Here is a 20,893-nt window from a genome sequence, read left to right on the forward strand (position 1 = left end):
TCTCCGGCGGGCAGCCACAGGCATGGGGGTCTCGACAGGTCCTGGTCGGGCCAAGACTTTAGCAGAGCCGCATGGCAGCGTCGGGGGCTCAGCTCCGGTATTCGTCCTTCAGCCGCACGTAGTGGTCGGCCGAGTAATGCAGCGCCTCGATCTCCTTGTCACTGAGCGTGCGTGCCGGTCGTGCAGGGTTGCCGACCCACAGCTCGCCTTCGCCCACCACCTTGCCGGGGCCGATCACCGCACCGGCGCCGACGAAGCCATGGCGCTCCACGCGGGCACCGTCGAGGATGCAGGCGCCCATGCCGATCAGGCTGTAATCGCCGATCGTGCAGGCATGGATGATGCAGCCGTGGCCGACGGTCACGCCTTCGCCGATCAGGGTCGGGTAGCCGGCCTTGTTGTACGGGCTGTGGTGGCTGACGTGGATGATGGTGCCGTCCTGCACGTTGGTGCGTGCACCGATGCGCACATGGTTGACGTCACCGCGGATGACCGTGCCCGGCCACACCGACACGTCCTCGGCCAGCTCCACGTCGCCGATGATGGTGCAGGCCGGATCGACGTACACGCGCTGGCCGAGGACGGGCATCTTGTCGCGGAAGGGGCGCAGCGGGTTCATCGATGTCTCCGGAAATCAGGGCGTTCACGACGATGATACGCGCTCGGCCAATGGCGACCCCGCCGACACCTGCAACTGCTGGGATGCTTCATGCATCCGTGTCGACCAAGGTCGACACCTACCAGAGCTGGTAGCGCCGGGCCATGCCCGGCGAGCGAAGCGGTGCGTTACGCCACGCGTCCCCGGCGTGCGCGCTCCAGGTGCACCAGCAGCAGCGAGATCGCTGCCGGGGTCATGCCCGGAATGCGCTGTGCCTGGCCGATGGTCTGCGGGCGTACGCGCTCCAGCTTCTGCAGCGCTTCGGCCGACAGCCCGCGCACCGTCGCGTAATCGAAGGCTTCAGCGATCGGCGTGGCTTCATGCCGCTGCTGGCGCTCGATCTCCTCGCGCTGGCGGTCCAGGTAGCCGGCGTATTTCACGCCGATCTCCACCTGCTCGGCGACCTTGCCATCGGCCACCGCCGGGCCCAGCGAGGGCACCTGCATCAGCTTGGCGTAATCCAGCTCGGGGCGCTTGATCAGGTCCAGCACGTTGGTCTCGCGACTGACCGCCACGCCCAACGTCTCGTTCACTTCGCGGCCCAGTGCATTGGCCGGGGTTGCCCACAGCGCAGCCAGGCGTGCGCGCTCGGCGGCGACGGCGGCCTGCTTGGTCTCGAATGCGTTCCAGCGGCGGTCATCCACCAGGCCCATCTCGCGGCCGGCCGGGGTCAGGCGCTGGTCGGCATTGTCCTCGCGCAGCTGCAGGCGGTACTCGGCGCGGCTGGTGAACATGCGGTATGGCTCGTTGGTGCCGTGGGTGATCAGGTCATCCACCAGCACGCCCAGATAGGCTTCGTCGCGACGCGGGCACCAGCCGTCCAGCCCACGCACCTGGCGTGCGGCGTTGAGGCCGGCCAGCAGGCCCTGCGCGGCGGCTTCTTCATAACCGGTGGTGCCGTTGATCTGGCCGGCGAAGAACAGGCCATTGACCAGCTTGGTTTCCAGCGAGGCCTTCAACCCGCGCGGATCGAAGAAGTCGTACTCGATCGCGTAGCCGGGGCGGGTAATGTGCGCGTTCTCGAAGCCGCGGATGCTGCGCACCATCTCCAGCTGCACGTCGAACGGAAGCGAGGTGGAGATGCCGTTGGGGTAGATCTCGACGATGCCCAGACCTTCGGGTTCGACGAAGATCTGGTGGCTGGCCTTTTCCGCAAAGCGCACCACCTTGTCCTCGATGGAGGGGCAGTAGCGCGGGCCGATGCCTTCGATCTGGCCGCTGTACAGCGGCGAGCGGTGCAGCGCATCGCGGATGATCTGGTGGGTCTGTTCGGTGGTGTGGGTGATCCAGCAGCTGACCTGCTGCGGATGCTCGTCCACCGAGCCGAGGAAGGACATCACCGGCCGCGGCGAATCGCCGGGCTGCTCGTCCATCACGCTGTAGTCCAGCGAGCGGCCATCGATGCGCGGCGGCGTGCCGGTCTTCAGGCGGTCCACCTGGAATGGACGCTCGCGCAGGCGCGCGGCCAGCATGGTGGCCGGCGGGTCGCCCATGCGGCCGGCCGCGTACTGGGTCGGGCCGACATGGATCTTGCCGGCCAGGAAGGTGCCGGCGGTCAGCACCACGGCCTCGGCATCGAAGCGCAGGCCGGTCTGGGTGATCACCCCGCGCACGGCGTCGCCTTCGATCACCAGGTCATCGACGGCCGCCTGGAACACGGTCAGGTTGTCCTGGCCTTCAACAATGGCGCGGATCGCCATGCGGTACAGGTTGCGGTCGGCCTGGCAGCGGGTGGCGCGCACGGCCGGGCCCTTGGACGCGTTGAGGGTGCGCCACTGGATGCCGGCGCGGTCGGCAGCATGCGCCATGGCACCGCCGAGGGCGTCGATCTCCTTCACCAGGTGGCCCTTGCCGATGCCACCGATGGCCGGGTTGCAGCTCATCGCGCCCACCGTTTCGATGTTGTGGGTCAGCAGCAGGGTGCGCACGCCGGTGCGGGCCGCGGCCAGCGCGGCTTCGGTGCCAGCGTGGCCACCGCCGATGACGATGACGTCGTAACGATGGAAGGACGGATTCATGGAGGCTGTTCAGCTGGGGGCGGGCGTGCCCGGGGGGCGGCGCCGGGGTGGCGATTTTAGCGCCATTCGGGGCCGGGACGTCGGCGCCGGCCGGCCGGTGCCGAAATCAGCCCTAAAGTTGGCAGGATTTTTGCAGATAACCCAATAGCACCCACCGTGGCTGGCGCCGTAGGCGCCCGTGACCGGAATTGGAACAGGGGCCGGTACAGGCGCACGGTGGGGGAGCAGAGGGCCGGCAGTCGGGGGACTGTCCGGCCCTGTTTTTTTTGCGGTTGCCGGGAAGGCGCCATCCACGCATGGCGTGGATCTAATGACGCTGGGGCCCTCGCCGGTTGGCGACCCACCAAAACAAACGGCCCCGCATTGCGGGGCCGTCTGTCTTCAGAGGTGCCGACATCCGACAGGGCCGGAACAGGGGGGATCCAGATGTTCCTGTCGGATATCGACGTAGAGCTTTTTGCGGCGGCCCGTGTCGTTTTTGTCACTTTGTGACGCGGGCCGTCACTGTCCGCGTAGATTGCGGCTTAGACCGTGTGAAATGCAAGACGGTTCAGCGCTCAACTGTGCGCTGCGTCGCACGATCCATGTTGCGCCAGGGGGAACCGTTCATCCTCGGCGCACTCGGTGCCGGTGCCGGACGGGCCTGCGGCGGGGGTGCCGATGGCTGGGCGTTCGATTGCGGCGGGCGGCGCATGGAGTCCATGTTCCGCCACGGCGAACCCCCGTTGTACGACGGTCGCGACGTCGGCGGCGGACGGTGCTCGCCGCCATTGCCCGGACGCGGCGGCGGGCGGTGGTTGTGCGGCGGGCGGTAGATCGGGCGCGAGTAATACGGGTTGCCGTAGCCTCCGTAGTAGCCGCCATAGCTACCGTAGTAGGGGCCGTAGTTGTAGGGGTAGCCGGCCGGGTAGCGGTATTCCACCGACGGCGCACCGTGGTAGTAGCTGCCGCTGCGGCCGCCGCCGACATAGTCGTAGGTGGTGCAGCCGGTCAGGGCCAGCAACAGGCCACCGGCAAGCATCAGGCGCGTTTTCATGGTGGGTCCCCCCAGAGGACGGGTGTGCAGTCAGCTTCGGGCGCCAGCGTTGAATCGGCCCTTAATTCCGCCGGCCAGGATGAATGGAGGCGTAGGGCTGGATGCTGGCATGACCTGTGTCCCGGTCGCCAGCGCGAAGCCATACGTTAATCTTGCGTCATGAGCGATTCACTGTTGCCCCGCGCCGATGACGTCCTGCTTGCTGCCGCGAGGATCGCCCCGCACGCCAGCGTGACGCCGGTGCTGCGCTCGCGCACGCTCGATGCGCTGGCCGGCGCGCGGCTGGCGTTCAAGGCCGAGCACCTGCAGCGCGGTGGCGCATTCAAGTTCCGTGGTGCCTGCAACGCGGTGTGGTCGCTGGAGGCCGATCGCGCCAGTGCCGGTGTGGTCACCCACTCCTCCGGCAATCACGGCGCCGCCCTGGCACTGGCCGCACGTACCCGTGGCATTCCCTGTCACGTGGTGGTGCCGGAAGGTGCGGTGGCGGCCAAGCTGGCCAATATTGCGCGCCATGGCGCCACGCTCTGGCACTGCCCGCCGACCATTGCCGACCGTGAGGCCACCTGCGCCAAGGTGCAGGCCGACACCGGCGCGACCCTGGTGCATCCCTATACGAATCCAGCGGTGATGGCCGGGCAGGGCACCGCCGCCCTGGAACTGCTGCACAGCGATGGCCCGTTCGACGTGCTGGTGGTACCGGTGGGCGGCGGCGGCCTCGCCAGCGGTACTGCCCTGGCGCTGCAGCATGCCAGCCCGCAGACGCGCCTGGTGCTGGCCGAGCCGGCCGGTGCCGACGACACCGCGCGATCACTGGCCGCAGGCGAGCGCCAGGGGGCGTTCACCCCGGACACGATCTGCGATGGGCTGCGTACGCTGATCGGCGCGCCCAATTTCGAACTGCTGCGTGCGGCTGGTGCCGAGGTGATCGTGGTCGATGACGCGGCGACGATGGCCGCGATGCGACTGCTGTGGGAGGTCCTCAAGCAGGTGGTCGAGCCGTCCTCGGCTACCGTGCTGGCCGCGGTGCTGGCACAGCCGCAGCGTTTTGCCGGCCTGCGCGTGGGCCTGGTCCTGTCCGGTGGCAATGTCGACCTGCCAGCGCTTCGCTGGGGGGCGCCTTGAGCCGCGAGCGCAACCGGCCTCGCACCGGCCTGCTGGGCTGGCTGTGGCGGCTGTTTGTCCTGCTGGTGATCTGGCTGCTGGGCGTGACTGCCTGGATCGTCTGGGTCGGCGAGCGTGACCAGGCCGCCAAGGCCGACGCCATCATCGTGCTGGGTGCGGCGGCCTATGACGCCAAACCGTCACCGGTGTTCGAAGAGCGTATCCGGCATGGGCTGGACCTGTACGAGGCCCGGTACGCGCCGCTGCTGATCTTCACCGGCGGCTACGGTGGCACCGGTGCGCGTTTTTCCGAATCGCAGGTGGCGCGGCGTTATGCGCTGAAGCATGGCGTGCCGGACGATGCGATCCTGATCGAAACCGCTTCGCGCAATACCGTGCAGAACCTGGTTGAAGCCAAGCGGCTGATGGACCAGCGCGACCTGCACCGGGTGATCATCGTCAGCGACCCGCTGCACATGGCGCGCGCGCTGCGCCTGAGCAGGGCGCTGGGCATCGATGCGCTGGCCTCGTCCACGCCCAGCACGCGCTTCCGCAGCTTCCACACCAGCTGGCGCTTCTTGGTGCAGGAAATCTATTTCTTCCACCGCGACCTGGTGCGCCCGCCGCTGAGTTCGCCGGCCAATACCTGAGGCGGAATCCTGTTTGGGGTGGGTGCCAACCTTGGGTGGCACAATGCCGGCCCATACCCGCCTTTGGTAGGTGCCGACCTTGGTCGGCACAATGCTGGCGGCACCGCGATCTGATGGGGTGTGCCAACCAAGGTTGGCACCTGCCAAAAGCAGGCGCGCGATCGCGTGGTCAGGTCTGCTTGCGCCGGATCGGAATCGCCGACACCGGCACCGAGGCCACGTCATGCCCGCCTTCGCGGATCGGTGCGCCCGGGTCCGGTGCCCAGGCGTGGGCGTAGATCACTTCCCAGCTGCTCGGCAGCTTGCCGTCGGCACGGCGCATCGGTTCATACGCCGCTGCCGCAGCAGCGAAGCGGCCGCGCCCGGTCAGCGTATGGCGACGGTCGACGCGGGCATTGGTCGCGCCCATCGCACGCAGTTCGCGCATCAGTGACGGCAGATCGTCGTAGGTCAGGGTGAACAGGTCGCGGTCCAGCACCGGGTCGCGGAAGCCGGCCATCATCAACGCATCGCCGAACTGCGCGATCTGCGCGAAGCGGCTCACGTGCGGGCGGTCATCGGCAGCGGCGAATGCCTCGTTGAGTTCGATCAGGGTTTCCGGGCCGAAAGTGGAACACACCAGCAGGCCGCCCGGCTTGAGTACGCGACGGAACCCGGCGAACACCGCCGGCAGGTCGTCCACCCACTGCAGGCACAGGTTGCTGAAGATCACGTCCACGCTGTTGTCGGCCAGCGGCAGCGCGGCGGCGTCGCCGCACAGGCGCTGGAACGGCTTCCACCAGCCAGCCTGGCGCTTGGCCTGGTCCAGCATCGGCAGCGCGACGTCCAGCGCGATCACCTGCGCCTTCGGCCAGCGCTTCTTCATCAGCGCGCTGGCATGACCGGTGCCGGCACCGATGTCCAGCACCACCTCCGGCTTGCGTGCCTCCAGGTAGTCCAGCGATTCGATCAGCCGCGACTGCACTTCGCGCTGCAGGGCGGCGGCGGCGTCGTAGCTGTTGGCGGCACGGGCGAACGCGCGGCGGACGTGGCGGGCATCGAAGTGGGACGGCATTGCGAAAGTCTCTTAGAACGTACCGGGGTAGGCGCCGCCGTCGATCAGCAGGTTCTGCCCGGTGAGGTAACCGGCCTGTGCACTGCACAGGAAGGCGCAGGCGGCGCCGAATTCGTCGGGTGTACCGAAGCGGCCGGCGGGGATCTGCTGGCGGCGGCGTTCGGCCACTTCGCCGGCATCGCCGTCCTTGCCCGCACCGTGGGCGAAGTTGGCGCGCAGGCGGTCGGTGTCGAACTGGCCGGGCAGCAGGTTGTTGATGGTGACGTTGTGGGCCACGGTGCGGCGCGACAGGCCGGCGACGAAACCGGTCAGGCCACTGCGCGCGCCGTTGGACAGCGCCAGGATATCGATCGGGGCTTTCACCGCCGACGAGGTGATATTGACGATACGGCCGAAGCCGCGCTCGATCATCGCGTCGACGGTGGCGCGGATCAGCGCGATCGGCGCCAGCATGTTGGCGTCCAGCGCGGCGATCCAGTCGTCGCGCTCGAAATTGCGGAAGTCGCCCGGCGGCGGGCCACCGGCATTGGTGACAAGGATGTCCACCTGCGGGCATGCGGCCAGCGCCGCGGCTCGGCCGGCCTCGGTGGTGACATCGGCGGCGACCGCGCGCACCTCAGCAGCGCCGGGCAGGGCACGCAGTTCTTCAGTGGCGGCCTGCAGCGCAGTTTCGCCGCGGGCCACGATCACCACGTTGACCCCTTCACGCACCAGCGCACGCGCGCAGCCAAGGCCCAGCCCCTTGCTTGCGCCGCAGACCAGTGCCCAGCGGCCATTGATGCCCAGATCCATGCGTCAATCCTGCGGAATTCGGAGGGGGCTCATTGTCCGCCATCGGCCGGTGACAGGCCGGCAACGAAGTGTTGCAGGGCGGCGGCGACCTCATCGGCATGGCCGAGGAAGGGCGCGTGGCCACCATGGGCGATGGTCAGCGCCTGCGCATGCGGGGCCAGTGCCGCTGCGGCCTGCATTGCCGCCGGTGAGACCAACCGGTCGCGTTGGCCGGCGATCCACAGGCTGGGTTTGCCCAGCGTCGGTAGGGCGCCGCGCAGGTCGGTGCTTTCGAGCAGGCGCAGGCCTTCCAGCAGGGCGCGTTCAGTGGGGGCGCCGCGCTCGACCAGGCGCTGGCGCAGCGTGCGCAGCTCCTCGCGGGCGTGCGCCGAGCCCATCACGTCCAGTGCCAGGAAGCGCTCCAGGGTACCGCCGAAATCGTTGGCCAGCTCGCGGCCGAACTGCTCGAACACTGCCGGTTCCACCGCATGCGGCCAGTCTTCGCCACGCACGAAGCGCGGCGTCGCGGCGATCATCGCCAGCCCGCGCACCTTTGGCAGCGTCGCCGCCGCGTGCAGCGCGAACAGGCCACCCAGCGACCAGCCGCACCACACCGCCGGCGGCGTGGCCGCGGCAATGGCGTTGACCACGAACGGCAGGCGCAGTGGCGTGCTGTCCTCGCGGCTGTGGCCGTGGCCGGGCAGATCAATCAGATGCAGGGTGAAGCGATCGGCCAGGCGTTGTACCAGCGGCGCGAACACACCGCCCTGCAGGGCCCAGCCATGGATCAGTACCAGGTCCGGCCCTTGGCCGGTCACGTCGATATGCATGGGAAAACGGCAACAGGCTCAGGCAAAGACAGGCAGCGGCGGTGGCGCGGCTTCACGCACGGCCAGGGTCACGCGATCGCGCGCGCTGGCGATGGCCTCGACCAGGCCACGCACCTGTTCCGGCGTATGCAGCGCGGACAGCGTCACGCGCAGGCGCGCCTTGCCTTCCGGCACCGTCGGTGGGCGGATCGCGCCGACCAGCCAGCCGGCCTGTTCCAGCGCCTTGGACATCGCCACGGCGGTATGGTCATCACCACATAGCAGCGGCTGGATCGGCGTTTCCGAAGCCATCAGGTCCAGGCCGTGGCGACGCGCTTCAGTGCGGAACAGCGCGATCAGGTCGGTCAGTTTGGTACGGCGCCAGTGGTCGCGGCGCGCCAGGCGCACTGCTTCCAGTGCAGCAGCGGCCATCGCCGGCGGCATTGCGGTGGTGTAGATGTACGGGCGCGCGGTTTCGGCCAGATGCTCGATCAGGTCGTCGCGGCCCAGCACCAGTGCGCCGGAACCGCCCAGTGCCTTGCCCAGCGTGACCAGCTGCAGCGGCACATCGTCCACGCCCAGCCCGGCGGCGGCCACGGCACCACGGCCATCACCGACCACGCCCACGCCGTGCGCGTCATCGACGTAGAACAGCGCCTGCTGCAGGCGTGCCACAAGCGACAATGCACGCAGCGGTGCGATGTCGCCATCCATGCTGAAGACACCATCGGTGGCCAGCATGGCCGCGCCATCGGGCGCGTGCTTGAGCTGACGCATCGCGCCTTCCGCGTCCAGATGCGGATAGCGGCGCAGGCGTGCACCGGCCAACCGCGTCGCATCGAGCAGGCTGGCGTGGTTGAGCTTGTCCTGTACGCAGACATCGTTCTCTTCGCTCAGCAATGCCTGCTGCACCGCCAGGTTGGCGGCGAAGCCACTGCCGAACAGCAGCGCACGCGGATAGCCCAGCCACTCGGCCACCTCGCGTTCCAGCACCTCGTGCAGGGCATGGTGGCCGCAGACCAGGTGCGAGGCACCGGCGCCAGCACCTTCGCGCGCGGCAGCATCCTGCAGCGCATTGACCACGCTGAACTGCTGGGCCAGGCCCAGGTAATCATTGCTGCAGAAGCCGGTCAGCCACTGGCCGTCCACTTCCAGGCGCACGCCATCACGACGGCTGACCGTGCGTCGCGGGCGGCGACGGCCTTGGGCATCGCGCAGGGCGCGCTGGGCGTGGAGGCGGGCGGTCAGGTCGGGGCGGGCCATGGTGGCTGAATGCGTCGACGGGGCGGCTAGGGTAGCGCGTTGCCGCGACGCCTGCTTGCGGCCCGTCTCAGGCCGCGTGAGCGCAGCCACGGCCGGGCGTATCGGCACTGATATCGGCGTGCACGGTGCCGCCGTGGTCGTGGCCCTCGGCATCCACCTGCACCGTCATCGGTTGCAGGCCCAGGCGTGCGACCAAGGCCAGGTCGCGTTCGCTTTCCGGGTTGCCCGTGGTCAGCAGCTTGTCGCCATAGAAGATCGAATTGGCACCGGCCAGGAAACACAGCGCCTGCAGCTCATCGTTCATCGCCTCGCGCCCGGCCGACAGCCGCACCATCGAGCGCGGCATGGCGATGCGTGCCACCGCGATCATGCGCACGAACTCGAACGGGTCCAGTTCGGCGCTGCCATGCAGCGGCGTGCCCGCTACCTGCACCAGCTTGTTGATCGGCACCGAATCGGGGTGTGCCGGCAGCGTGGCCAGCGCCAGCAGCAGGCCGACGCGCTGCGCGCGCGTCTCGCCCATGCCGACGATGCCGCCGCAACAGGTCTTCAGGCCGGCATCGCGCACGTGCTCCAGCGTGTCCAGGCGGTCCTGGTACTGGCGCGTGTGGATGATCGAATCGTAGTAGTCCGGCGCGGTGTCGAGGTTGTGGTTGTAGTAGTCCAGTCCGGCGTCCTTCAGCGCACGCGCCTGCTCGCCACTGAGCATGCCCAGCGTGGCGCAGGTCTCCAGGCCCAGTGCCTTCACCCCGGCGATCATTGCCGCCACCTTCGGAATGTCGCGGTCCTTCGGCGAACGCCATGCGGCACCCATGCAGAAGCGCGAGGCACCGGCGGCCTTGGCCTGGCGTGCCTTGGCCAGCACCGCATCGGTGTCCATCAGCTTCTGCGCGTTCACCCCGGTGCTGTAGCGCTGCGCCTGCGGGCAGTACGCGCAGTCTTCCGGGCAGCCGCCGGTCTTCACCGACAGCAGCGTGGACACCTGCACCTGCGATGGGTCGAAATGCTCGCGGTGGACCGCTGCGGCGCGGAACAGCAGCTCGGGGAACGGCAGATCGAACAGTGCCTGCAGTTCGTCGTGTTGCCAGTCGTGGCGGATGGCAGCAGCCATGGCGGGACCTTGGATACGAGTGGAGCGAGGGCGGCAGTGTGGGTGGGTGTGCACAGGCTGTCAACAATATTCATGTTCACATGGTTTACAGTGTTTGCACTCCGGGCGATCCCGCCCGGAGCGTTGCTTCTGTCGTCGAGCGCGAAAAGCGGTCGGCATCAGGGCGTGTGCGGTGTTTCGCTGATCAGCGCGGTCACCTTGCCGAGGATGAAGGGACCGTCATCGAAGTAGCCGTGGCCCCAACCATCGCGCTGGTCGGCATTGAGGTCATCAAGGGTCCACCAGCTCACCGCGCTTTTTCCCTTCCGGGCGAAGAACGCCTGGCACGCCGAGATGTCTGCCCACGCCGCAGAGTTGCGATAGACGTTCTCCCGGGTGAAGAAGCGTTCCATGCCGAGCAGAGGCTCATCGGCAGCATCTTCGAAGATGTTGGACACGATGTAGAGCAGCGAACCGGGAAAGAACAGTGAGCGCTCGCTGGCTTCGTCGGCATCCCTCATCGCCAATTGCCGGAACCTCCCGATGCGGTTCTCGTGCTTCGAGATGGCATGCGCGAACCGACGACACGTCACCGCAGGCGCTTCGAGAATAAGGTCGAACGTCAGATCCGGAAGGATCTGCGCTGCCTGGTCCAACAGCTCACACAGGAAGATGCTGCCGGCGCTGTGGCCGACGAGCGTGATGCGGGGAACAGAGGCTTCGGACTGCAACTGCCTGTGCAGCTCACGCAGGAATCTGACGCCACCCGATGCCGGGCCGTCGAATGAATCCTGTGCATCCTTCTTCATGGGATTCCACCAGCCGATGCGCCCCACGTCATCGAGGTAGAACTCTCGCAGTACTTCTTCCACGATCACGGCGGAGACGGCACCTGGCCGCCCTCGACCACTGTGCTGGCGTTGCCATACACGTATCACCAGTCTGGCCACCTTGATGGCCAGCGCGATCCAATTCAATGCCATGGCCTTGTTGGGTGACGGAGTGCCAAACAGTTCCATTGCCGTGCGCTCGTTGACGATGGCCGCGTATTCGGCTGGCGGTTCATGTGCCAGCATCTTGTTTACGGGCGTCAGCGTCGCCTCCCTGTAATCCTCCCGGGCCTCGGCAAGGGCCTGGTTCACCTCGGGATCTTCAGCGAACTCCTGTGCGAGATCTGCCGAAAGGCTTTCCTCGTCGGGTGGCGCGGCGTTGAGGATCTTCATGCCGGGCGTGAATGCCTGTTCACCGCCGAGCTTTTCCAGGATCTTGTCGTGGACTTTCCTGAAGAGCAGTTTGGCGAGTACTGCACCCAGGATCTCGCCCAGGTTGTTCAACGGAGCTTCGATGTCACCCGTTTCCCAGACGAAGAACAAGGGGTAGGCCTGTGCCCGCACATAGGGGTCATGCAGGGTTTCTGCGATGCGCCGTCCACGCTTCTGCGAAACGCGGCCGCCATGTACATGGATGACGATTCCGGAGGGTGACCTGGCCTGCAGCGCGCGACGGACAATCCGGCGAAGGTCTGATTCCTGCAACGTGCCATCACGAAGATGGATGATGTGATCCAGCGGGTCGTAGGCATTCATCTCACACTCCATTGTCATTGAGGATGTCGAGAACGAAGCAATTCACGCAGATGTCGGCACGCAGGTGCTGGCAAGCGCTACCGCGATGACGAGCGGTGGCGGCCTTTCGTTGCCGGCGGAGCTGCACCCCTCCCCAGAGGGCAGCGGCTGCAATGCTACCTCCACGAGGCGCGGTGGACGAACCCGGCAGGAATCGGCCGGCCTTCACGCATGTGGGACGGCGTGCCATTGCTGCCAAAGCATGCGGTTCCCGGCGCGTGAGCGTATTCACCACATCCTGCAAGGCCTTCGGCCACAGTGGCCGCTGCCCAACCAAAGCGCTGGCGCGCAGACTCTGCCCCATGACCGATTTCCATCGTCTCCGCGGCCGCATCACCGCGCTGGTTCTCAGCGAGGCCTGGCGTCGCCGTGCCGCGCTCTGGGGCGGCGCTGTGGCCGTGGCACTGGTGGCCATCCTGTTCGCCAAGGCCAGCGACGCGGCCTTCCACCTGTTCCAGCGCATCACCTCGCACTCGCCGTGGTGGGCCCTGCTGCTCACGCCGGGCATCTTCGCGCTGTTGGCCTGGCTGACCGCCGGCGTGCTGAAACCCACCCGCGGCAGCGGCATTCCGCAGGTCATCGCTGCGTTGGACAAGCCCGATGAGTCGTTCCGGAAAACCAACCTGTCGCCTGCGGTGTCGGCCGGCAAGTTGCTGCTGACCTCGTTGTCGCTGCTCGGTGGCGCCTCGGTCGGGCGCGAGGGGCCCACCGTGCATGTGGGCGCGAGCCTGATGTATCTGTTCGGCCGCTGGTTCGGCTTCAAGGATCCGCGCGAGCTCTCGCACTTCCTGCTGGCGGGCGGCGCGGCGGGCATCGCGGCGGCGTTCAACACGCCGCTGGCCGGTATCGTTTTCGCCATCGAGGAGCTCAGCGGCCGCTTCGAACATCGTTTCTCAGGCACCTTGCTGACCGCGGTGATCGTCGGCGGCGTGGTATCGCTCGGACTGCTGGGCAACTACACCTACTTCGGCCATGTAAGCGCGCGGCTGCCGCTGGGCCAGGGTTGGCTCGCGATCCTGCTGTGTGGCGTGGTGGCCGGGTTGCTGGGAGGCCTGTTCGCGCGTGCGGTGCTGGCGAGTGCGGCCGGCCGCCCGCGTTGGCTCGGGCAACTGCGGCAGCGGCATCCCGTGCTGCTGGCTGCAGGCTGCGGTCTGGTGGTGGTACTGCTCGCCCTGGTCTTCGGCGAAGGCGCGTTCGGCACCGGCTACGAGCAGGCGCGCAGCCTGGTGCAGGGGCAGGCGATGGTGGGCCATGAATTCGGTCTGATGAAGCTGCTGGCGAATCTGGCGTCCTACGTGGCGGGCATCCCCGGCGGCCTGTTCTCGCCGGCGCTGGCGGTCGGTGCCGGCCTTGGGCATAACCTGGCGGTGTTGATGCCGGGTGTGGATCCGCGTGCGTTCGTGCTGCTGGGCATGTGCGCCTATCTGACCGGCGTCACCCAGGCGCCACTGACCTCGGCGGTGATCTCGCTGGAGCTGACCGACAGCGGCGATCTGCTGCTGCCGATCCTGGCCACGGTGCTGATCGCGCGTGGCGTGTCCGGGCTGGTGTGCCGGGTGCCGATCTACCGCGGGTTGGCGGAGTTGTTGATGATGCCGCAAGCAGAGCCAGTTGATAGGCATCGCTGATTACCTTGATCAACAGGATCAATCAGGTCGTAATCTTCACTCCTGTAGTGAAGCTGATTTCCCCTTGCGCCGTCTACCCGATGCCAGGTGCGCCGCTGAAGATGCATCCACGCCGGGGCTGCACCCGGACCTGCATCGAGAGCAACCATGATCAACTGCCGTATCCGCCGCCTGGCGGCTGCCGTGCTGGCCCTGGCCAGTTCCCCCGCGCTGGCGCTGGCAGGCACGCCTGTGCTGCCCAGCGAACGCAGCATCGGTGCCATCGAGCCGGTGGCGCGTTTCGAAGGTGCGATGCCCACCAGCGTGGCGGTGTCCGAGACCGGGCGGATCTTCGTCAACTTCCCGCGCTGGGGCGATGAGGTGCCCTACAGCGTAGCCGAGTGGCGCGACGGCCGCGCCGTGCCCTATCCGGATGCGCGCATCAACCGCAAGGACGGTCCCGATCCGGCGGCCCATTTCATCAGCGTGCAGAGCGTGGTGGCCGATGGCCAGGGCCGGTTGTGGGTGCTGGACACCGCTGCGCCCGGGTTCTCTGCGCCACAGGCCGGCGGCGCCAAGCTGGTGGCGATCGATCTGGCCACCAACACCGTGGCCAGAACGCTGGTGTTTCCGGCCAACGTCATCGACGCGCGCACCTACGTCAACGATATGCGCTTCGATTTCCGTGTTGGTCGCGAGGGCGTGGCCTACGTGACCGACTCGTCGCTGAGCGGCATCGGCGGCATCATCGTGATCGACCTCGCTACCGGCGCCGCGTCCAAGCGCCTGATCGGTCATGTGTCCACATCGGCGGATCCGGCATTCGTACCGATCGTGGAAGGACAGCAGATGCGGCTGCGTAACGCGGATGGTTCGACGCAGCCGTTCACCGTGGCTGCCGATGGCATTGCGTTGTCGCCGGATGGCGCGACGCTGTTCTATACCCCGCTGTCCAGTCGCCATCTGTACAGCGTGCCCACTGCCTTGCTGCGCGATCCCAAGGTAAGTGAAGCGGAGCTGGCTGCGGCAGTGGTTGACCTCGGCGACAAGGGCGCGTCCGATGGTATGGAGATGGACGCCAACGGCCGGCTGTATGCCAGCGACTACGAGCACAACGCCATCCACGCCCGCGATGCGCAGGGGCGCTGGACGACCGTGGTGCACGACCCGCGCATCCTGTGGCCGGATACCTTGTCGATGGGGCCGGATGGCTACCTGTACTTCACCGCCAACCAGCTGCATCGGCAGGCCGGATTCAATGGCGGCATTGATCGCCGGCAGACGCCGTACATGGTGTACCGCACCCGGGTGGATGCGAAGCCTGCGCCAACGCGGTGAAGTGATCGGGGCAGAAGGTGGGCGGTGAAAATGCCTACGGGTCGTTGAGGGCGCCCCCGATGGCAACGCGCTGACGGCGTCGACATGCTGAAGTGCATGTCTGCCTTCTTCAACCCAGTCCGCCACGTGCAGGCCGCACTTCGTGTGCTGCTACCGCTCCGCTGCCTGGTCTGCGGTGACCCGGGCCACGATGGACTCGATCTCTGTGATACCTGCCTGGCCGGACTGCCCTGGGCTGGCCGCGCCTGCCTGCGCTGCGCACTCCCGTTACCTGGGAACGCCCTGATCGTCTGCGGCACCTGCCGCGAGGAAGCGCCACCGCAGGCCGCCACGCATGCCAGCCTGCTGTACCTGCCACCGGTCGACCAGCTGCTGGTCCGCTACAAGTTCCATCAGGATCTGGCGGCCGGGCGCCTGCTGGCGCAGCTGATGCAGCGCGTACCGCCGCCGTGGTGGTGTCCGCCACTGGTGCCGGTGCCGCTGCACAATCGCCGGTTGCGCCAGCGCGGCTACAACCAGGCGGGCGAACTGTGCCGGTTGCTGCCGATGCCGGTCTGGCAGGGGCTGTACCGGCGGCGGCATACCGCACCGCAGTCCGAACGCACGGCCGAGCAGCGCCGGGAAAATCTGTTCAATGCGTTTGCGGTTCGTGGTCCGGTGCCCTCGCGGCTGACCGTGTTGGACGACGTGATGACCACCGGCAGCACGGTGATGGAGGTTGCCGAGACGCTGCGCCTGGTGGGCGCTGCGGAGGTGCGCGTCTGGGTCTGTGCGCGGGCGCCGTGATCGCCCTCTTCATCCCCAGGGGCTAGGATGAACCCGGTTCCGGATCGAAGGAGTGGCCATGAATTCCCCCCTGTCTCCCTTGTTGTCGGCGGTTGGCCGTAGCTGGTGGATCCTCCTGCTGTATGGCCTGGTCGCTCTCGGCTTCGGCGTCATCGCCATAGGCTGGCCGCTGTCTGCAGCCATGGCATTGGCGTGGACGCTGGGTGTGATGGCCATCGTTGAAGGTGTCATCAGCCTGTTCGCACTGATCAGCGGTGGCAGTGGTGCCCCGCGCGGCTGGCTGGCGCTCTATGCCATCGCTTCGCTGGGTTTCGGCATCCTGGCAGTGATCAATCCGCTGGCCACCGCCAGCGTGTTGGTGCTGTTCCTGGCAGCGTGGCTGCTGGTGGCCGGTATCTATCGCATCGTGTTCGCGATCCGTGTGCGCAAGCAGATCCAGGGTGAGTGGCTGTTGATCCTCAGTGGCGTGCTGGCGGTGGTGCTGGGCCTGCTGTTTGCGGCCAATCCGTATGCAGGCGTGGCGGTGACCACGCTGTGGATCGGCATCGGCAGCCTGCTGTACGGGCTGCTGCAGGTGCTGGTGGCATTCAAGCTGCGGAAGCTGAAGTGAGGGCTGCGCTTCGCCTGTTACTGGGCATGGCGTTGATCCTGACCGGATGCATGCCGGGTGCCACACCCGGTGCCTTGGCAGGCAAGGATCATGCGCCGCGCGCCGGTGTGGACGTGCGCTTGAGCGCGGTCGATGCAGCCGGCAAGGGTACGCCCGCGCAGTGGCAGGGCGAGACCCTGGCGCTGCGCGAGCCACCGATTGCCGGCAGCGCGGACATCGCCGATGTGCGCTATGTGCTGGATGAAGGCAAGCAGCCCGGCCTGCAGATCCGCTATCGGCCGGAGGCGCATCAACGCATCCACGATGGCACCGCAGCCCTGGTGGGCCAGCGCGCGGCGCTCAGCGTGGACGGCCGCGTGTTGATGGTGGCGACGGTGCAGGGGCCGTTCGGCGAATCGATGATGTTGAGCGGGCTGTCCAGCGTTGCCGAGGCGCGGGATCTGGCCAGGCACATCACCGGCGAATGACCGGCGCGCCAACACCCCCGCGCTGCGCGCGGAGGTCGACCCAGGTCGGCCGCTACCGGGCGAAGCGGGCTTCGATCTCTTCCAGAGATTTGCCCTTGGTCTCCGGCAGCCAGAACGCAGCCACCAGGAAGAACACAAACGTGCACGCCGCCCAGAACACGAACATGCTGGCGTAGCCGTAGTGGCCCACCGTGGGCAGGAAGATCGCGGCGATGGTGGTCGATACGAACTGGTTGATCAGCAGCGCGATGCTCATGCCGTTGGAGCGGATACGGTTCGGCATCAGCTCCGACAGCGCAAGCCACACGCAGACGCCGGGGCCGACCGCGAAGAACGCGACGAACACCAGGATGCAGGCGGCCACGGCCCAGCCATGGGCCGGCGGCGGCACCGGGCCGATGCGGGCCTGCTCGATACGCAGCGGCGCCTGCGCGGCACTGGCCGGGTCGGCGAACGGATTCAGATGCAGTTTGCGGAAGAACGCGCCGATCACGCTGTCCGGCTGCACGGTGCCGGCACGCTCGATGCGCAGCTCGCGGTCGGTCAGGTTGTCGCTGCGCAGGGCACGCACATTGGTGAAGTCGCCGTAGGCGTAGGAGACGGTCAGCTGCATCGGTCGGCCTTGGCTGTCGATGCCATTGCTCAGGCGCTGCCACTGCGCGTCATCCAGCACCAGCTGCAGGCCATCGCCGCTGACTGCCGCCTGCAGCTGCGGCTGTACGTCGGTGCGGCCGCGTTCGGCCTGGAAGAACAGCGTCGCCCCTGCCAGCAGGGCCACGCAGATGCCGCCGCTGCCGAGCATCAGCAGGAACTTGCGGCCCTTGCGGTCGACCAGCAGCAGCGCGACCACGGTCATCACTGCATTGAGCAGCTTGATCGCCACGTCGGCACCGTTGGCCACCGAGCCGGACAGGCCGGCCTGGTTGAGGATGTTCACCGCGTAGGCCAGCACCGAGTTGATGCCGGTGGCCTGGGTGCAGGCCAGCACAACGCAGGCGAGCAGGAACGGCACCACGTAGCGGCGGCTGAGCAGCGGGTCGCGCTTGCCGCTGCCGCTGCTCGATTCCGGTGCCTGGATCTGTGCAAGCGTCGGCTCGACCTCCGCAGCGGGCAGCACGCGCTGCAGGCTGCGGCGCGCGTCATCGATGCGGCCGCGGCGCACCAGCCAGCGTGGCGATTCGGACAGCCAGAAGATACCGGCGCAGAACAGCAGGCCTGGCGCCAGGCAGGTCCAGAAGATGGTGCGCCAGGCGTGGTCCTTCACCGTGAACAGTTCCTGCGCCTGCTGCGCGACCGGCAGCGAACGCACGGCTTCGGCGGCGGCATCCACGGCGTGGGCGTGGTACAGGCCGATCAGGGCTGCCAGCACCAGGCCAACGGTCAGCAGCAGCTGGAACATCGCCGCACCGCGCCCGCGTCGTTCGGGGCTGAGCACTTCAGCCAGGTACAGCGGAATCACCACGCCGATCAAACCGCCACTGATGCCTTGCAGCAGGCGTCCCAGCAGCAGCGGCGTGTAGCCGGAGGCCAGCGCCATGATCGGAATCGAGGCGGTGAACAGCAGCCCAGCCAGCAGCATCGCACCGCGGCGGCCGATCAGGTCGGCGACCATGCCGGCGAACAGCGAGGACAGCACGCTGCCCAGCAGCACCGCAGCCACGACAAAACCGAGTTGCTGGCTGCTGAGCTGCCAGGCATGGCTGGCGGTGGCTTCAAGATAGGGCAGGGCACCGGCGATGATGCCGATGTCAATGCCGTACAGCAGGCCACCGAGGCCGCCGATGAAGAGCAGGTAGCGTACGGGCCAGCGCGGAGCGGTGGAAGCGGGTACGGCAGGTGCGGCGGCTGCGGTCATCGGCGTATTCCTGGAATAACGGGGATGGTGCGGGGCTGAGGCATTGCGCTTGCGCGCTTATGTAGAGCCGAGCCATGCTCGGCTGCTTTCCGTTCCGATATCGAGGTTCTCCATGCCGCGCTTGGCGCGGTGAGCCGAGCATGGCTATGCCGATCGTCCTGATCGGCACCCTCCGGGCCGTCGCAAGCGACGTTGGCAATGGCTCCTGCCATTGCCTTCGACTCTACAAAAACGTAGATATCAGGCGTTTGTGGCGTTCAAATCGACTACCCGCCCGCCGACAACCACCTGCTGCAGGCGCAGCTCGGCGTCGAGCACCACCAGGTCGGCGCGGGCGTCGGGCGCAATGCGGCCGCGATCGTCCAGGCCCAGGTAGTCCGCCGGGAAGGTGGAAACACGTTGCGAGGCATCGGCCAGCTCCAGGCCGACGCGAACCAGATTGCGCAGCGCCTGGTCCATGGTCAGTGCGCTGCCCGCCAGCGAACCGGTCGCCAGGCGCACGCAGCCGCCACACTTGTGCACGCGCTGTTCGCCCAGCGCGTACTCGCCATCGGGCATGCCAGTGGCGGCGGTGGCGTCGGTCACCGCATACAGGCGCGGAATCGCGCGCGCGGCCAGACGGATCACGCCGGGATGGATGTGCTGCAGGTCGGGAATGATCTCGGCGTACTGCGCATGTGCCAGCGCCGCCGCTGCAATGCCCGGGCGATAGTGATCGACGCCGGTCATGCCGTTGAACAGGTGGGTGAAGCCGGAGGCGCCGGCCTGCAGCGCGGCCACGCCTTCTTCGTAAGTGCCAGCGCTGTGGCCAAGCTGCACGCGGATGCCCATCGCCGAGAGCGCGGGAATCAGCGCGGTGTGCTCGCCGATCTCCGGAGCCAGCGTCATCACCCGGATCGGTGCCAGCGCGTGCAGCTGCTTTACCAGTGCCAGCGTCGCCTCGATGGTGCGGTTGGGTTGCGCACCCAGCCGCTGCGGGCTGATGAACGGGCCTTCCAGATGCACGCCGGCAATGCAGGCGGCATCGGCATCGGGCGCCGCCATGGTGGCGGCCACGCCCTGCAGCGCGTGCTCGATCTCGTCGAGCCCGGCGGTCATGGTGGTCGCCAGCAGCGTGGTGGTGCCGAAGCGCAGATGGGTGCGGGCGATGGTGCGTGCCACGTCACCGCCCTGCATCAGGTCCACGCCGGCCGCGCCATGCACATGCAGGTCGATGAAGCCGGGCAGGATCACCGGCAGCTGCAGGTCGTCAGCGCCGCTGTGATCGTCCACCAGAAGCTGGCGTACGTGCGAATCGAAGTGGACGTGGCCACGCCGCCAACCCAGCGGCGTGAGGATGCGGCCATGCAGGGTGCGGGTGTCGGTCATGCGGTGGGCTCGGCGATGATCACTTCGATGCCCAGCCGCTGCAGCCCTTCACGGGTTGCATCGTCGATGCCGGCGTCGGTGATGATGGCGTGAATCTGATCCAGCAGGGCGATGCGGTGCAGGCTGACACGGCCGAACTTGGAGGCGTCGGTCAGCACCACGATGCGGCGCGCGCGCTCGACCATGCGATGGTTGAGGCGGGCTTCGGCCTCATCGTGGGTGGTCAGGCCGAACTGCAGGTCCAGGCCATCCACGCCCAGGAACAGGGTGTCGAAGCTGTACGAGTTGAGGCTGGCCTCGGCCTGGCTACCCTGCAGTGACAGCGACTGCTGGCGCAGCAGGCCACCGGTCAGCAGCACGGTGATGCCGGCCGCATTGGCCAGTTCCCAGGCGATGTTCAGGCCGTTGGTCATCACCGTCACGTCGCGATGCGCGCGCAGGTGGCGGGCCAGGGTCATCGTGGTCGAGCCGGAGTCGATGATGATGTTGTCGCCGGGCTGCACCAGGCGCGCGGCGCGGGCACCGATCGATTCCTTCAGCGGCAGGTTCAGCGCATCCTTCTCATGGATGTCCTGTTCCTGCGGCGGCGTGCGCACCAGCGTGGCACCGCCGTGGGTGCGGTTGGCCAGGCCCTGCGACTCGAAGTGGGTCAGGTCGGCACGGATGGTCACCGCCGACACGCCGAAGCGCTCGACCAGATCGGCCACCTGCACCGAGCCGTGCTCGATCAGCAGCTGCAGGATCTGTTGCCGGCGGGAGCGGGTGTTGCGCATGGCCATTCTCGGTT

The 20,893-nt window shown here is 67.5% G+C and carries 19 protein-coding genes; 7 read left to right on the forward strand and 12 right to left on the reverse strand.

Features of this window, described 5'->3' with window-relative positions:
• Positions 1–88: 88 nt before the first annotated feature.
• The 3 genes from V3B46_RS07715 to V3B46_RS07725 form a co-directional block, all read right to left on the reverse strand.
• Positions 89–619: a gamma carbonic anhydrase family protein gene (locus V3B46_RS07715; protein ID WP_329891579.1), complete on the reverse strand. Its 531-nt coding sequence runs from the start codon at positions 617–619 to the stop codon at positions 89–91.
• Positions 620–786: 167 nt separating this feature from the next.
• Positions 787–2,676: a tRNA uridine-5-carboxymethylaminomethyl(34) synthesis enzyme MnmG gene (mnmG, locus tag V3B46_RS07720; protein WP_329891580.1), complete on the reverse strand. Its 1,890-nt coding sequence runs from the start codon at positions 2,674–2,676 to the stop codon at positions 787–789.
• Positions 2,677–3,226: 550 nt separating this feature from the next.
• Complete coding sequence (locus V3B46_RS07725; RefSeq protein ID WP_329891581.1) at positions 3,227–3,712, reverse strand: hypothetical protein; 486 nt, start codon at positions 3,710–3,712, stop codon at positions 3,227–3,229.
• 159 nt (positions 3,713–3,871) lie between these two features.
• Between V3B46_RS07725 and V3B46_RS07730 the strand changes: the two genes are divergently transcribed.
• Positions 3,872–4,834, forward strand: coding sequence for a pyridoxal-phosphate dependent enzyme (locus V3B46_RS07730; RefSeq protein ID WP_329891582.1), 963 nt, complete (start codon positions 3,872–3,874; stop codon positions 4,832–4,834).
• A complete protein-coding gene (locus V3B46_RS07735; protein ID WP_329891709.1) occupies positions 4,819–5,463 on the forward strand; it encodes a YdcF family protein in 645 nt (214 codons plus the stop codon). The genes V3B46_RS07730 and V3B46_RS07735 overlap by 16 nt, the downstream gene beginning before the upstream one ends.
• Positions 5,464–5,632: 169 nt before the next feature.
• Here the strand turns inward: V3B46_RS07735 and bioC are convergent, their stop codons facing one another.
• From bioC to V3B46_RS07765, 6 genes are all read right to left on the reverse strand, one after another.
• Positions 5,633–6,517, reverse strand: a complete 885-nt coding sequence (bioC, locus tag V3B46_RS07740) for a malonyl-ACP O-methyltransferase BioC (RefSeq protein ID WP_049400863.1) — start codon at positions 6,515–6,517, stop codon at positions 5,633–5,635.
• Positions 6,518–6,529: 12 nt separating this feature from the next.
• A complete protein-coding gene (locus V3B46_RS07745; RefSeq protein WP_329891583.1) occupies positions 6,530–7,309 on the reverse strand; it encodes an SDR family oxidoreductase in 780 nt (259 codons plus the stop codon).
• A gap of 29 nt (positions 7,310–7,338) precedes the next feature.
• Positions 7,339–8,118: a pimeloyl-ACP methyl ester esterase BioH gene (gene bioH / locus V3B46_RS07750; RefSeq protein WP_329891584.1), complete on the reverse strand. Its 780-nt coding sequence runs from the start codon at positions 8,116–8,118 to the stop codon at positions 7,339–7,341.
• A gap of 18 nt (positions 8,119–8,136) precedes the next feature.
• Positions 8,137–9,360, reverse strand: coding sequence for an 8-amino-7-oxononanoate synthase (gene bioF, locus V3B46_RS07755; RefSeq protein WP_329891585.1), 1,224 nt, complete (start codon positions 9,358–9,360; stop codon positions 8,137–8,139).
• A gap of 67 nt (positions 9,361–9,427) precedes the next feature.
• On the reverse strand, positions 9,428–10,471 hold the full coding sequence (bioB, locus tag V3B46_RS07760) for a biotin synthase BioB (RefSeq protein WP_329891586.1): 1,044 nt from the start codon (positions 10,469–10,471) through the stop codon (positions 9,428–9,430).
• 158 nt (positions 10,472–10,629) lie between these two features.
• Positions 10,630–12,036, reverse strand: coding sequence for a hypothetical protein (locus V3B46_RS07765; protein WP_329891587.1), 1,407 nt, complete (start codon positions 12,034–12,036; stop codon positions 10,630–10,632).
• 341 nt (positions 12,037–12,377) lie between these two features.
• On the opposite strand from V3B46_RS07765, the gene V3B46_RS07770 reads away from it, so the two are divergent.
• From V3B46_RS07770 to V3B46_RS07790, 5 genes are all read left to right on the forward strand, one after another.
• On the forward strand, positions 12,378–13,703 hold the full coding sequence (locus V3B46_RS07770; RefSeq protein WP_329891588.1) for a chloride channel protein: 1,326 nt from the start codon (positions 12,378–12,380) through the stop codon (positions 13,701–13,703).
• A gap of 147 nt (positions 13,704–13,850) precedes the next feature.
• On the forward strand, positions 13,851–15,020 hold the full coding sequence (locus V3B46_RS07775) for an L-dopachrome tautomerase-related protein (protein ID WP_329891589.1): 1,170 nt from the start codon (positions 13,851–13,853) through the stop codon (positions 15,018–15,020).
• A 96-nt stretch (positions 15,021–15,116) separates the two neighbouring features.
• Entirely contained in the window at positions 15,117–15,806 is a 690-nt protein-coding gene (locus tag V3B46_RS07780; RefSeq protein WP_329891590.1) for a ComF family protein, read from the forward strand.
• 58 nt (positions 15,807–15,864) lie between these two features.
• Positions 15,865–16,416: an HdeD family acid-resistance protein gene (locus tag V3B46_RS07785; RefSeq protein ID WP_154264725.1), complete on the forward strand. Its 552-nt coding sequence runs from the start codon at positions 15,865–15,867 to the stop codon at positions 16,414–16,416.
• Positions 16,417–16,466: 50 nt separating this feature from the next.
• On the forward strand, positions 16,467–16,883 hold the full coding sequence (locus tag V3B46_RS07790) for a SecDF P1 head subdomain-containing protein (protein WP_154265007.1): 417 nt from the start codon (positions 16,467–16,469) through the stop codon (positions 16,881–16,883).
• A gap of 52 nt (positions 16,884–16,935) precedes the next feature.
• On the opposite strand, the gene V3B46_RS07795 is transcribed toward V3B46_RS07790, so the two are convergent.
• The 3 genes from V3B46_RS07795 to V3B46_RS07805 all read right to left on the reverse strand — a co-directional run bounded on the left by V3B46_RS07795 (position 16,936) and on the right by V3B46_RS07805 (position 20,879).
• Positions 16,936–18,738, reverse strand: a complete 1,803-nt coding sequence (locus tag V3B46_RS07795) for an MFS transporter (RefSeq protein WP_329891591.1) — start codon at positions 18,736–18,738, stop codon at positions 16,936–16,938.
• Positions 18,739–18,978: 240 nt separating this feature from the next.
• Entirely contained in the window at positions 18,979–20,106 is a 1,128-nt protein-coding gene (gene nagA, locus V3B46_RS07800; protein WP_329891592.1) for an N-acetylglucosamine-6-phosphate deacetylase, read from the reverse strand.
• Positions 20,103–20,879: a DeoR family transcriptional regulator gene (locus tag V3B46_RS07805; protein ID WP_014038836.1), complete on the reverse strand. Its 777-nt coding sequence runs from the start codon at positions 20,877–20,879 to the stop codon at positions 20,103–20,105. Before V3B46_RS07805 ends, nagA begins: the two co-directional genes overlap by 4 nt.
• Positions 20,880–20,893: the final 14 nt, after the last annotated feature.

Source organism: Stenotrophomonas sp. SMYL11, from assembly GCF_036320005.1.
Lineage (GTDB): Bacteria > Pseudomonadota > Gammaproteobacteria > Xanthomonadales > Xanthomonadaceae > Stenotrophomonas > Stenotrophomonas maltophilia_A.